The following is a 13,194-nucleotide window of genomic DNA, read 5'->3' on the forward strand; positions in this document are numbered from 1 at the left end:
GCACGCCTCCAGCGAAGGTTGCTTGAGCTGGAATCGTTTCACCAATAACCCAACACCTTCCACCACGCACCGCCGACGACCGCCCAGATCAGCAAGTTGACAACACTCATGATGAAGCCCGCTATCCACCAACGACCCAGCGACACAAAGCCGGAACCAAAAACGATTGGCGCGGTGCCAGTGGCGTAGTGAGTGAGCGACATCATCAGTGAAGAAGAGAACGCCAGAATCAGCGCCAGCAGCAACGGCGGAGCGCCCAGCGCAATACCGGCGGCGAGGAAAGCGGCGTACATCGCGGTGATGTGTGCGGTGGTGCTGGCGAAGAAGTAGTGGGCGTAGAAATACACCAACACCAGCATCGCAATCACCCCAGCCCAACCGAAGCCCAGCGCACCGACGTTTTGTTGAATGACGCCTGAGAACCAGCCAATCAAGCCAAGCTTGCCCAAGTAGCCGGCCATCATTACCAGCGCCGCGAACCAGGTAATGGTATCCCAGGCCGTCTTTTCCTTGAGGATGTCATCCCAGGTCAGCACGCCGGTCACCAGCAAAATTGAGAGCCCAAGGAAGGCTACAGTGGTCGCATTAAACTTGAACTCCGGCCCAAAGATCGCTGCCGGTACGCCAGCCCACAACAAGAGCAGGAGGGCGAACACCCCAAGCAAAATTTTCTCATTGAGTTTGAACGCGCCCAACTCACTGAGTTTTTCCTTGGCAAATGCCGTCGCATTCGGGGTTTGCTTCAATTCAGGCGGGAAGCAGAAATACAAAACCAGCGGCATCACCAGCAACGAAACGATGCCCGGCACCAAGGCGGCCAACGCCCACATGCCCCAACTGATAGTGATATTCGCTTCCGTGCCCTTGGCAATCAAACTCACAATCAGCGGGTTGGGCGCTGTGGCGGTAATAAACATCGCCGAAGTGATTGGGTTGGCGTTGTAGTTCACCAGCGCCAGGTATTCACCCACTTTGCGCTCAGTGCCCTTCTCCGCTGTTGAGCCAAAGCTATCTGCAATCGAACGCATGATCGGATGCATGATCGCCCCGCCACGCGCCGTGTTACTCGGCGTAATCGGCGCCAGCGTCAACTCGGAAATGGCCAACGCGTAACCAATCCCGAGCGTGCGTTTACCAAATATGGAGATGAAGTAATACGCGATCCGATTGCCCAACCCGGTTTTGATCAGGCCCCGCGAAATCATGATGGCGATACCAATCAACCAAATCAGCGAATTGGAAAAGCCACTCAGTGCATCGGCTATCGCCTGGCTCGGCTTGTCACTCGTCACCCCGGTAATAGCAACCAGCATGATGCCGATAATCGCCAGCGCACCAATCGGCATGGCCTTGCCGATAATCCCAGCAATCGTACCGATGAAGATCGCCAACAGATGCCACGCCTGCGGGGTCACCCCTTCTGGCACTGGAATCACAAACCAAATAATTAACCCAAGAGCCAATGCGACCATTGAGGGGATCGGCTTTGCGTAGGACATGCGGCGCTCCTTGCTCCAGCGCAGAAAAATTAATTCACGGATGCTGCTGATTCACTATAGCTGGCGGCCCGCAAATTGCGGCGCAGAGCCAGCCACGGCGCGCTATTGTCTTGGTTGTTGCCGGAGCCTGATGTGTCTTGCATCAATAGAGATGGATGTTCTGGCGGGGAGACATGGCAGTTGTGCGCATGGTTAAGATTTGACTGCGCTGAAACAGCGCCATCGTCCGCTGCGATAGCCGGGCTTAGTTAGTGGCTACACAACAGTTTCTAAATCAGTGTCACAGCGCTCTACTGACTGGGTTAGCCAGGAATATTAGCTGGGTTATAGGCTGTGGCAGCATAGAAGCGCATGTAGCTCATCACACAAATACTTCCATAGTCAGCTCAATCAATACTGCAGTAGGAGTACTCATAGCTATTCAGTTGGCCAGTTAGACTTTTCAGGGCGTGTGCTTTTAGGCAACGAGTCACGATAGGCCGCTTCTTTTGCAGCTTCTTCGGCGTGAATAATTTCAAGCTCGGCTTCACGCTGTTTTATCGCCAAATCCAGTTCTGGAGAACGCTTGGCCCATTGTTCTGGGGGCAATGGTTTTGACCATTCAATGATGGTGGGATCGGTTAAATCAGGAGGGGGCGTTAACTTTCTACGCTCAATCAAGTCAATAAGCAGAGTATTGAAAACTATTAGACCGCAAAAGCCTTCCCATAACAGCGCCAAAAACCAGCCTTTCCGCTCTGCTGCTTCGAATACATCATCGACATATGAAGCCCAAATACCTTTCTCCCGAGAAAACCTATAAGTGTTATCGGACACAACTTCAGGGCCAATTTCCATATAGCTGCGCATGCACTCCCATAGGCACATGGCCGTTTTACCACCACCACAGTTAAAGCCCATGCTCCAGTCAGTTTTGCCCTTCTTGGCATTAGGGTCGGGGTTTCTAAAGCCAACGACTAACAAACCTTGCGTGGTTTTTCCCGCCTGACTTACAGATGAGGTTTGAGTCGCGGCAGCGGTGACAGTTTCCCAAGGTACGATCCAGTAACTACCGTCTTTTTGTGGCACGCATACTTCGCGGCGCTGACGATTGAACCGAACAGGAAGAGGAACAGTGCGTAATAAAATTAACGCCAACAAGATCACAGGAAAAGCAACAAAACATGCAAACATCCACCAGAACATCCAACCAAAGTTTCCAAATATCCCAAAGTAAGTAAAGGCTCCAAAGGTGATTATTAATGGCCAAGTTACAAGTACAAATGAACCAACACTGTAATCACCGATATCAATAAAAACATCATTCTTGCGCCAAATCGTATTCAAAACATCCTTTGGTGACTGTCCTGTTGGTATGGCTAGTGGAGCCAGATAGTCATCTCGTGACATGAAGCCCTTTTTACTTGTTCCCGCTTGAGGGGTACTCATGGATGACCTTTAGGTTGCAGGTATATTGAGCACTCAGCGTTACCAAGGGGGTAAATGGTTGCCTGGATTAATTCGCTTGGCATTTCCGTTGAGCGCAATTCGAATATTTCGCAATCACTATCTACAGTGAATGCCAAGCCATGAACCCCTCCAACAATGGGTTCAACACCTGCCAAACTGGCGATGGGACTGTGATAACCCAAACGCATTGAGACTTTTCTTGGCTGGGAGCCGAATAGATGATTAATCAAGAATGGCCCATTTAGACGTAACCCCTGACCTTCAGTTGCTGGGATCCATGTGCATTCACTGGTACTTAGCCAGTGCGCACCAATATCAATCATACGGCCACCACCAAACAATGATTGCCCATGAGAAGCGGGCATATACACTGGGTTACCCGCTAAAGCGAAAGCCAAACGTGCGGTTGTGGGTATCGCGCCGGGCAGGTCTATACTCAACTGGTTAATATAACTAGATGAACCTAACAGGCTGCCGCTAGTTTCAACACTTACACGCGGGGTGTAGAGCAGCTTTAATAGCTGCTCAAGCTCACTAGCTTGCTCATCAGATACAATTTTTTCATATTTGACAGCACGCGTATGCGACCAACAGCAGCCAGCTAAAAAACTCTGCAATGGAGTCGCTTGCTTCAACCAAGTATAAAAATAAGCAACGCCAAGACCTAGCAGCAATAAATTTATTGGCCCCATGCCCAGCTTAAAACGAGCGATAGCTGTGGCGGTATCAATCATGCCCGCCAAACGCATCGAAGTGAGCCCAAGGCCTAATACAGCTTGAGCTGTGAAAACTGCAAACTGCCCAGCCACAATGCCATAGCGCACCCTTAGCCAAGGATCAATCCGGGTTTGTGCACTTTCAATTTTATTTTGAATTGAAACATGTTCATTAAATGCAGCGGCGGCCGAAATTAAGCCAAGAAACCCACCGAATAGCGTCAAGGTAGGGGCAAGAGACCTACCTAGCTTTAACTCCTGAATCCCCCTACCAACTCGTACCCAACTATCAACCACTGCGGTCAATGCAGCAGCAGCATAAAGACTCGCAGAGACTGTCTCTGCCATACGCTGTTGATCCATCACATCAAGATTTGCGGCCTGGCTAAGATAATTCTCTGCATTGAGTCCGTTGAGCAACAAAGCCGCCAAAGGCAACAATCCACCGCTGTTCTTAATCGCGGGAGAATCAAGGATGTCTTTTGCGCTACCCAAGCCAATCGCCTCGGCTGTGCGTCTGCTCCAGTCGTTTAGCGCCTTGGCCTTGTTGCCCAGCAGTTGCCATACCGTGGCACCGTTCACTGCACGCGATGTCAGCCACGCGTCATTGCCCAGCCGCACACTGATTAGCGTTGCCAGCCACTGCTTAGAAACACCTCCCTGACTTTTAAGGGCCAGTAGCGATGCGCCTAAGCGGCTGACTATTGCGGCCCATACGCCTTCGACGTCGTTAGCAACGCGGTCCAGTGCACGCAAGGCAGATTCATCGAGAGTCTGCGCCAGCAGTGCCCGAGTGTTGGCGAGGTTGTCGCTGCTCAGTGCCTCGACTATTTCGCTGATGCGTGTCTGGCTGTTGATCACACCTTCCAATGAAGGGCTCCACGCCATGAAAACTAAATGTAATGCGCCCTCATCGGGGGAGCGGATATACGTGTTGAACTGCTCAGCCCCCAGCTGTCGAATGCACTGAGCGCTGAGACAGGCGACAGCAAGCTGGTCGAGCCAGTCGAGCTGCTCTGAAGCTTCATAATCGACAAACCATGTACCGCTACTGTGGCGACGTAAATACTGGCCGCGATCGGCATAGAGCGCTTCGTGCCGTTTTTCAACGTACTGAAAATGCGCCGGAGCGGTGTCCTCCAACCATGTGTTCATCCGCTCAAGGTCGATGTACTCAGCTACTTTGGCGCTGCCCTGCCCCCCTTCCAGGTTGCTGACTTTGCTCTTGCGATATTGGCTAATTACTAATTGCGCCTGGCTATTCAGCTCTGCAGGTAAGAATTGTTTTACTGGCGCTAGAGTTGCCTCGATATCGCGATGAATCTTTCCGAGCAAGGCGTCAGCCGACTCATGGGAATAGATCTGCCCACGGCCCTGATTGATCCGCGTTTCCTCTGCAAGCAGTTGATCAAGCTGGTGCTGGCTTTCGAGCATCAGCTCGCCTTGCTCCGACGTCATGCGAATGTCGTGGCCTTGAAAACGGTAATTGAGCATGCTGGCAACTTCGCCGCCGTCTTCTTGGATCAGGCTGCGAACGAACCCGCCAACGGTCAGGCGAATATTGTTATCCGCAACCCATTGGCTGTGATCCTCTTCTAGTTGCTCTTGCTCGTGATTTATATCCCGCAGTACGCCCAGATCATCATCAACTGCAGCGAATACTGACCACAGACCTGCCGCCTGGCTCTGCGCACGCTGAAGCCACACCTCTGTTCCGCTGACATCCCAAGGCACTGCACTCCACTGTCCAATTGGCTGCTCACTGGCGTCGGGGTATTTAGCGGCAGCTTTATCACGCTGGTCTTGCCAGAGCATGGCGTCGGTATAGGATTTGATGTTGTCGAATGAGGGATTTTCCAGCATGTGCTGATTAAGTTGCTCAATGCCTTCGGCGTACGCTTTCCCATTTTTTTGTTGGTCTTCTGCCAGTGCTTGCTCGCGCACTTCAGGCATCAGTTCTGCCAACAATGTCGACGAATCTTCCAGCCTTGGAGAGTGTGTGCTGTGCAGATCAATTGCAACCTGAGGCAAGGCTATTTTGCGCATCCGTGCAGAGCGCTGCTGCGCATTCTCTAACTGTTTGTAGTGCTCTGAACCAATGGGTCTTTCTGTGTAGAGAAGCCAGGCGTCATGAGTCTTTTTCAGGGCAATCCCAGCATCACTGGCGCTCGCTAGTTCGCTGTGTGGATCATCAAGCCCCTGTAGCTGTAAGCAACCATCGGCGGCAATCGCATATCGCTTGAGCGGCCCTCGTGCATGCCAAAGATATAAGTAACCCGCGCGCAGTCGGCGCAGTGCCATCGGGTGACTTTCGGTTGTGCCAGGCAGGCTGAAGCAGCTGTGCTGTGCTGGATGCTCAGACAGGGCGTAACGCACTGGAACGATAAACACCTCATTTTGCCAGGCGGGACATACGCCGATTGGGCTTCGGACATCAGTCGTGCTTTTGTCGAGCAGATTAGGATTACTCACAGGCCAACTCCTTGTGCAAGTTGCCCTGAGGAAAGGAATTCCTGTTGCGTACACAGGTAGGCCAGTAATTGCCATGACAGATCAGCTGGCATTTCAAGTAATTCAAACTGCATCTTTACGAGCCTCCTGCTCTGCCGCTGCACATACGAGGCATACCGGCTTCTCCCTTAACAACGCGTTTCCTTGTGCGATAGTTAACAATCTGCCCGCCTCAGCACTATCCGCAGTCTCCACCTGCCCCGGCAGCACCGGTGTAGCCCCTCGCCCACTGCTTGGGCTGCCACCGGCATTGAGCCGGATGGTTGGCCCCACCGCTTTGATGCTCGACGCGCTAATAGTGATAAAACTGGGGCCGGCTTTGAGGGTGATTTCAGCGCCGGCTTCGATGACTATTTTTTGTCCCGCTTGTATGTGTATTTCACTGCCTGCGTGGCTCAGTTGGGCGACGCCGAGTTTGATGTGCTGATCCTGGCCAACGCTTAAATGATCATCGGTTTTTATCTCCACCTTGCGATCCGCATGCGTGGTGCGATGTTCTTCGGCTTTGAACTCGCTGTAGCTGTTGGCGGTAACCGTGTCGTGACGCTCGTTGAGCACGGTGATTTTCTGGTCGTGCTCGATCTCTTGATCCCAATCGCGCTCAGCGTGGATAAAAATCTGCTCCTGGGCTTTTTTGTCTTCGACTCGCAGTTCGTTGAAGCCGGCGCCGCCGGGTGAACTGAGGGACTTGAAGGTGCTGATGGTTTTGTTGGCGGGCAGCGGATAAGGCACGCTGTTTTCTTTGTGATACAGGCAGCCACTGATCAATGGCTGGTCGGGATCGCCTTCCAAAAAGCTCACCAGCACTTCCATGCCGATGCGCGGCGTGACGCCGCTGCCATATTTGGCGCCTGCCCAACTTGAGGCTACGCGCAACCAACAGCTGCTTTTATCATCAACAATGCCGGCGCGGTCCCAATGAAACACAACCTTGACCCGGCCATATTCATCGCAGTGAATTTCTTGCCCTTGAGGGCCGGTAACCACTGCGCTTTGGCTGCCGAGAATGCGCGGTCGGGGGTGGCGTAAAGGGGGCCGATGAATCACCGCCCAAGGCGTAGCAATAAAGACATTGCGATAGCCGTGGTCGAAGTCATCCTTGAGCTCGGTCGTATCGCTGCTCACTGACTCTTCGAGAACTTGCGGCTGTTTGCCCTCATGGCGCACTTCATTGATCAGCCACAAGTCATTCCACTCAGACTTTGGATGATTGCTCAGAGCAAGAAAGTGACCACTTACCAGACTCGGCTGATCACTGCGCCCCTCAACCAATTCATAGTCACTACGCTGGCGTTCAAGAGCCCGGTTGGTGAGTTGTTTGCCGTGCTCTTGCTGAGTAAAGCGCCCCGGATAATCGTAATCCTCAAGGTCGGGCATGAAGGTGGTTTCTGCAGCGCTTTCAAGCTTTGTGCTGGGCTTTTCAAAGTCATAATTACGGCGGGTTACGCGTGTGGTGCGGGTTTGCGTACGCAGGTTAAAGCGTTTGATCACCGGCTCATCGGCGACCATGCCGGAGTCTTGCTGATAGGCGGTGGGAGCAAGTTTTGGAAAGCCGGTCTGGTCGTCTCCAAAGGCCAGAATGTGGCCGTCGCGGCTGTGCTGAAAGTGGTAGTGAATCCCCTCCTCTTCACACAGGCGCTGAATAAAATGCAGGTCTGATTCATCGTACTGCACGCAGTAGTTGCGGGCCGGATAAACCGCGCCAAGGTGAAACTGATAAGCCGTGCCGAGAATGCCGTGGGCTTCAAGCACTTGTTCGATGATTTGCTCGACGGTCTGGTTCTGGAAAATACGCTGATTGATACTGTGTTCGAGGTACGCCAATTGCGGGCGAATGGTGATTTCATAGTGGCTTAAACGCTTGCCTGCATCACCTTGCCCAGCTCGATAGATCAGGCCGTGAACACCGCTACCGGTTGCCGACAGCTGCAAAAAAACCGGCTTGTGCATCAGGCTTTCAAGCGCAAGATCAGGCTGTTCACTGACCAGCTCGACATCGAAAGCATAAGGCTGATTCAGTGCTTCTCGGCCGGTAAATCCCAACACTTTAAAGTCGTGATCAAGCCCTTCGATCGCCAAGGTGAACGAGGCTTGGTTGGCTGGCGCGAACATTCCATGTTCCTTACGTGATGAGCTGCAACTCTCAGCTGAAAACCTCACGCAGCCTAATACCAATAACGCCAGGCATAGGCTGCATGTGGTGTAGGCGCTTTCTCAAATCGCTTTAGAGCACAGCGCCCAACCGGACTTAACCGGCAACCGGCGTGCGCCAGTCGTCTGAGCCGGAGGTGCCTGACACTTCGTGAGTCCAGACAATTTTGCGGTAGGTGAAGTACACGTCTTCAAGGTGGGTGAAGTGCGAAAGGCCAGGGTCCTGGCAGTTCGGCATGCGCGACTGGATATCCACCAGAATCGCGTCTTCCAGCTCAATGGTGAAGTAATGCTCTTGAGTTCCGGCTGCCGACGTACGGAACCACTCAAGGCGGCACTTGCTGAGTTTCTCGCCAGAGGTCAGGGCGCTGAACAGCAACGGTGAAGACTTATCAAACACCTTGGTAATCATCAGCGGCTTGTGCACCCGCTGGCCAGTCGGCTGACCGGATTGCGGGTCACGCGGGATGATCACCTGATGCTCGAACGCTTCGACCAGAACCTGATCTTCATGACCTTCCTGATAGATGTTGCCGACTGAGTCCTGAGTGAAGGTGCCAGCGGTGATCAGGCCTTGTTTGGTGCCTTCGATGGAGAGATAGGCGGGAGTAGGCATTAGTACATTCCTTGAACTAATTGAAGGGAGTGCGCGGGCGATTTAAATGGCCAGCGTCCCCCCTACCTACACAAGAAATATGCCACGCACTAAAAAACCACAAGCAATCAACTGCTTAGCTTTTGCATGAGCTTTTGCGGTCACGCACTCCAGTTGAAATCACTTAAAAGTGAGCAAGAACTTGCTCGATCACTTACGTGAAGTTGCCATAACGCATTCGCCTCGGCCCCGCTGGAGATTGACGTGCAATTGATCAGCTTGAGCGACTACGCGATGCAACAAACTGCGCATCATCGTTTCGCTCAGGAACGGCGAATTGAGCAGGACAATGAACGGATGGAACAAGCCGCTCAAGCCCACAACGAAAACGCCCCGATCTGAACTGAATCAGTCGGGGCGTTTCCTTGATACAGCTTAAGCCGCGCTAAACAGCCGCGCGGCCCGGCTATCAGAACTGCTCTGCATCGAGCAGGTACAAGCTTTCGCTACCGGCTTTGACCGAGGCGCTCAGCGAGTGAATACGCGGCAGAACGCGGGCGAAGTAGAAGCGTGCAGTGCCAAGCTTGCTGACGTAGAAATCATCTTCGCCTTGCTTGCTCAGCGCAGTGCGCGCCATCAGTGCCCACATGTAAGCGTAAGCGGTGTAGCCGAAGGCATGCAGGTATTCAACAGAAGCCGCACCGATTTCATTCGGGTTGCTCTTGGCGCGTTCCAGCAGGTCAGCGGTCATCTGCTCAAGGATGCTGATTGCGCCCTTCAGCGGCTCAACGAATTCGGCCAGCGATGCGTCGGCAGAATCAGTGAACGCCTTGATCTCGTCAGCGAAGTGCTTGTAAAACGCACCGCCGCTACCGATGACCTTACGGCCAACCAGATCGAGCGCCTGAATACCGTTGGTGCCTTCGTAGATCTGAGTGATACGGCAATCGCGAACCAGCTGCTCCTGACCCCACTCACGGATGAAACCGTGACCGCCAAAGATCTGCTGGCCGTGAATAGTGGTTTCCAGTCCTGCGTCGGTCAGGAAGGCCTTGGCCACCGGCGTGAGCAATGCAACCAGCTCTTCAGCACGCTTGCGGGTCGTTGGGTCTTCGCTGAACTTGGCAGTATCGAGCTGCATGGCAACGTAGCTGGAGAAAGCGCGACCGCCTTCGTTCAGCGACTTCATGGTCAACAGCATACGACGTACATCGGGGTGAACGATGATCGGGTCGGCAGCTTTATCAGTCGCCACAGGGCCAGTCGGCGCACGGCTCTGAATACGCTCACGGGCATATTCAATCGCGCTCTGGTAAGAACGCTCGCCAGTCGACAGGCCTTGGATGCCTACGCCCAGACGCTCGTAGTTCATCATGGTGAACATGGCTGCAAGGCCGCGATTAGGCGCGTCGATGATGTAGCCGGTAGCACCGTCGAAGTTCATTACGCAGGTCGCAGAACCCTTGATGCCCATCTTGTGTTCGATCGAGCCGCACGACAGGCTGTTGGCTTCGCCCAGCGAGCCATCAGCGTTGACCATGAACTTCGGTACCAGAAACAGCGAGATACCTTTAGGGCCTGCTGGCGCGTCTGGCAGCTTGGCCAGAACCAAATGAATGATGTTCTCGGTCAGATCGTGCTCACCGCCGGTGATGAATATCTTGGTGCCGCTGACCTTGTAGCTGCCGTCAGCCTGTGGCTCGGCCTTGGTGCGGATGATGCCAAGGTCGGTACCTGCGTGCGGTTCGGTCAGGCACATGGAACCCGCCCACGTACCGGCGTACATGTTAGGCAGGTACTTTTCTTTGAGTTCTTCGCTGGCGTGAGCGTTGATCGACAAGCACGCACCGGCAGTCAGCATCGGGTACAGGCCGAACGACAGGTTGGCCGAGTTGACCATTTCTTCGACCTGCGCCGAGATTACTTTCGGCATGCCCATGCCGCCGAACACAGGGTCGCCACCCACACCAACCCAGCCGCCTTCAGCGTAGGTCTTGTAAGCCGCTGGGAAACCATCCGGGGTTTTCACCGCGCCGTTGGTCCAGGTGCAGCCTTCTTCGTCGCCGCTGCGATTAAGTGGCGCGATGATGCCGGCAGTAACTTTGCCCGCTTCTTCAAGAATTGCATTGGCGGTGTCTTCATCCACCACTTCGGCCAGAGCCGGTAATTCGGCCCACAGCTTAGATACTTCGAATACTTCGTTAAGCACAAAGCGCATATCGCGCAGGGGAGCTTTGTAATCCGCCATGGGTCATTCCTCAAACATGAAAAACAGATTTGCAACAGACTTTCGAGTGTACCCGAACAACATTACCGACACATAGGGTCGAGTTGTGACTGCATATCCACGAAATGTTCGCAGATTATTGAAATAAAAAGACCCGCCGAATGGCGGGTCTGTAAACGTTAAGCCGTTCGTCAGAGAGCGAGACTTTCAGCGCTCATGGCCATCATGCAATCACTGCCCGCCTGAGCGGCAGCCAGGTGCGCAGTGGTACGTGGCAACAGGCGCTTGAAGAAGAACTCGCAGGTCGCCAACTTGGCTTTGTAGAACTCGGCATCATCGGTGCCCGCGGCCAGTTTTTCCGACGCAACCAGTGCCATACGCAGCCACAGGTACGCCTGAATCACGTAGCCAGAGAACATCAGATAATCGACCGATGCCGCGCCGACCTCGTCCGGATTTTTCATGGCGGCCATACCAATCTGCTGAGTCAGTTCGCCCCACTGCTTGTTCAAGCCGGCGAGTTGCGCAACGTAAGGTTTGAACTCGGCGTTATCAGCCTGCGCCTCGCAGAACTTGTGCACGATCTTGGTGAAGCCACGGAGCAATTTGCCCTGGCTGCCCAACACCTTACGACCCAACAAATCGAGCGCCTGAATGCCGTTGGTGCCTTCATAGATCAGCGAGATCCGGCAATCGCGCACCAACTGCTCCATGCCCCACTCGCGGATGTAGCCGTGGCCGCCAAACACCTGCATGCCGGTATTGGTCACTTCAAGGCCGGTTTCGGTCATGAAGGCTTTGCAGATTGGCGTCAGCAGCGCCAGCAGGTTTTCAGCCTCCTCACGCGCCTCGTCACTGACACCGTGGTGAGCCTGGTCAAGCAACTGCGCCGTGAAGTAGGCCAGCGCACGATTGCCCTGGTTGAAGGCCTTCATGGTCAGCAACATGCGGCGCACATCGGGATGCACAATGATCGGATCAGCCGCTTTATCCGGCGCTTTTGGCCCGGTCAGCGAACGCATTTGTAGACGGTCGTTGGCGTATTTGATGGCGCCCTGGAAGCTGGCCTCGCCCAGACACAAGCCCTGCATGCCGGTGCCCAAACGCGCATGGTTCATCATGGTGAACATGCAGTTGAGGCCCTTGTTGAGCTCACCGATCAGATAACCGCGGGCACTGTCGAAGTTGATCACACAGGTAGCCGACGCCTTGATGCCCATCTTGTGTTCGATCGAGCCGCACGACACGCCGTTGCGTTCTCCGGCGTTACCCGCCGAATCCGGCAGGAACTTGGGCACGATAAACAGCGAAATACCTTTGGTGCCAGCGGGTGCATCCGGCAGTTTGGCGAGGACCAGATGAACGATGTTCTCGCTCATGTCATGTTCGCCAGCCGAGATGAAAATCTTGCTGCCCGTCACCGCGTAGCTGCCGTCAGCTTGTGGCACCGCCTTGGTCTTGATGATGCCCAGGTCGGTACCGCAATGCGCTTCGGTCAGGCACATGGTGCCGGTCCACGTACCCTCGGTGAGCTTGGTCAGGTAGGTCTGCTTCTGCTCTTCGCTGCCGTGTGCATGAATCGCCGACATGGCGCCATGCGTAAGGCCGGGATACATGCCCCACGAAGTGTTACTGGCGCCGACCATTTCGCTGACCATCAGACCCAGCGAGCTTGGCAGGCCCTGCCCGCCATAGGCTGGGTCCGCCGCCAGGCCGTTCCAGCCGCCTTCGACATACAGCGCGAAGGCTTCCTTGAACCCTTCAGGCGTGGTGACGACGCCATTGTTGAACTGGCACTCCTGCTCGTCACCGGTGCGGTTGATCGGTGCCAGCACTTGTTCGCAAAACTTGGCGCCTTCTTCAAGGATGGCGCTGACCATGTCTGGCGTGGCATCGGTTGCGCCCTGCGCGGCATAGCTTGAGTGAAAATCAAAAACTTCATCGACCAGAAAGCGCATGTCGCGCATCGGTGCTTTGTAGTCAGGCATATTCATTCTCCGTTAGCAGGCGCGTATGGCACCTAATTTAAGGGGCGCGCAATAATGT

At 54.1% G+C, this 13,194-nt stretch carries 8 protein-coding genes; 1 reads left to right on the forward strand and 7 read right to left on the reverse strand.

Features of this window, described 5'->3' with window-relative positions:
* Positions 1 to 38: 38 nt before the first annotated feature.
* From PMYSY11_RS18695 to PMYSY11_RS18715, 5 genes are all read right to left on the reverse strand, one after another.
* Positions 39 to 1,499, reverse strand: coding sequence for an anion permease (locus PMYSY11_RS18695; RefSeq protein WP_069898139.1), 1,461 nt, complete (start codon positions 1,497 to 1,499; stop codon positions 39 to 41).
* A gap of 417 nt (positions 1,500 to 1,916) precedes the next feature.
* Positions 1,917 to 2,927 (reverse strand): hypothetical protein, encoded by a 1,011-nt coding sequence (locus PMYSY11_RS18700; protein ID WP_239655504.1) that lies wholly within the window; start codon positions 2,925 to 2,927, stop codon positions 1,917 to 1,919.
* Positions 2,924 to 6,136 carry a toxin VasX gene (locus PMYSY11_RS18705; RefSeq protein ID WP_150547699.1) on the reverse strand — a complete coding sequence of 1,071 codons (3,213 nt, stop codon included), beginning with the start codon at positions 6,134 to 6,136 and terminating at the stop codon, positions 2,924 to 2,926. The genes PMYSY11_RS18700 and PMYSY11_RS18705 overlap by 4 nt, the downstream gene beginning before the upstream one ends.
* A gap of 102 nt (positions 6,137 to 6,238) precedes the next feature.
* On the reverse strand, positions 6,239 to 8,287 hold the full coding sequence (locus PMYSY11_RS18710; RefSeq protein ID WP_150547700.1) for a type VI secretion system Vgr family protein: 2,049 nt from the start codon (positions 8,285 to 8,287) through the stop codon (positions 6,239 to 6,241).
* A gap of 136 nt (positions 8,288 to 8,423) precedes the next feature.
* Positions 8,424 to 8,942, reverse strand: a complete 519-nt coding sequence (locus PMYSY11_RS18715; protein WP_069898142.1) for an Hcp family type VI secretion system effector — start codon at positions 8,940 to 8,942, stop codon at positions 8,424 to 8,426.
* A 243-nt stretch (positions 8,943 to 9,185) separates the two neighbouring features.
* Here PMYSY11_RS18715 and PMYSY11_RS18720 point away from each other — a divergent pair, with 243 nt between their 5' ends.
* Positions 9,186 to 9,323 carry a hypothetical protein gene (locus tag PMYSY11_RS18720; protein WP_172970636.1) on the forward strand — a complete coding sequence of 46 codons (138 nt, stop codon included), beginning with the start codon at positions 9,186 to 9,188 and terminating at the stop codon, positions 9,321 to 9,323.
* A gap of 67 nt (positions 9,324 to 9,390) precedes the next feature.
* Here PMYSY11_RS18720 and PMYSY11_RS18725 read toward each other — a convergent pair whose 3' ends face one another.
* Positions 9,391 to 11,169, reverse strand: coding sequence for an acyl-CoA dehydrogenase C-terminal domain-containing protein (locus tag PMYSY11_RS18725; protein ID WP_090509460.1), 1,779 nt, complete (start codon positions 11,167 to 11,169; stop codon positions 9,391 to 9,393).
* 170 nt (positions 11,170 to 11,339) lie between these two features.
* On the reverse strand, positions 11,340 to 13,136 hold the full coding sequence (locus PMYSY11_RS18730) for an acyl-CoA dehydrogenase C-terminal domain-containing protein (protein WP_150547701.1): 1,797 nt from the start codon (positions 13,134 to 13,136) through the stop codon (positions 11,340 to 11,342).
* Positions 13,137 to 13,194 lie beyond the last annotated feature (58 nt).

The organism is Pseudomonas marincola (assembly GCF_900682675.2).
In the GTDB taxonomy this organism is placed as follows: domain Bacteria; phylum Pseudomonadota; class Gammaproteobacteria; order Pseudomonadales; family Pseudomonadaceae; genus Aquipseudomonas; species Aquipseudomonas marincola.

Bases quoted from the DNA above. Each gene is read 5' to 3' on its own strand.
- PMYSY11_RS18715 (WP_069898142.1), bottom strand. From the start codon at position 8,942: ATGCCTACTCCCGCCTATCTCTCCATCGAAGGCACCAAACAAGGCCTG.
- PMYSY11_RS18695 (WP_069898139.1), bottom strand. From the start codon at position 1,499: ATGTCCTACGCAAAGCCGATCCCCTCAATGGTCGCATTGGCTCTTGGG.
- PMYSY11_RS18710 (WP_150547700.1), bottom strand. From the start codon at position 8,287: ATGTTCGCGCCAGCCAACCAAGCCTCGTTCACCTTGGCGATCGAAGGG.
- PMYSY11_RS18730 (WP_150547701.1), bottom strand. From the start codon at position 13,136: ATGCCTGACTACAAAGCACCGATGCGCGACATGCGCTTTCTGGTCGAT.
- PMYSY11_RS18725 (WP_090509460.1), bottom strand. From the start codon at position 11,169: ATGGCGGATTACAAAGCTCCCCTGCGCGATATGCGCTTTGTGCTTAAC.
- PMYSY11_RS18700 (WP_239655504.1), bottom strand. From the start codon at position 2,927: ATGAGTACCCCTCAAGCGGGAACAAGTAAAAAGGGCTTCATGTCACGA.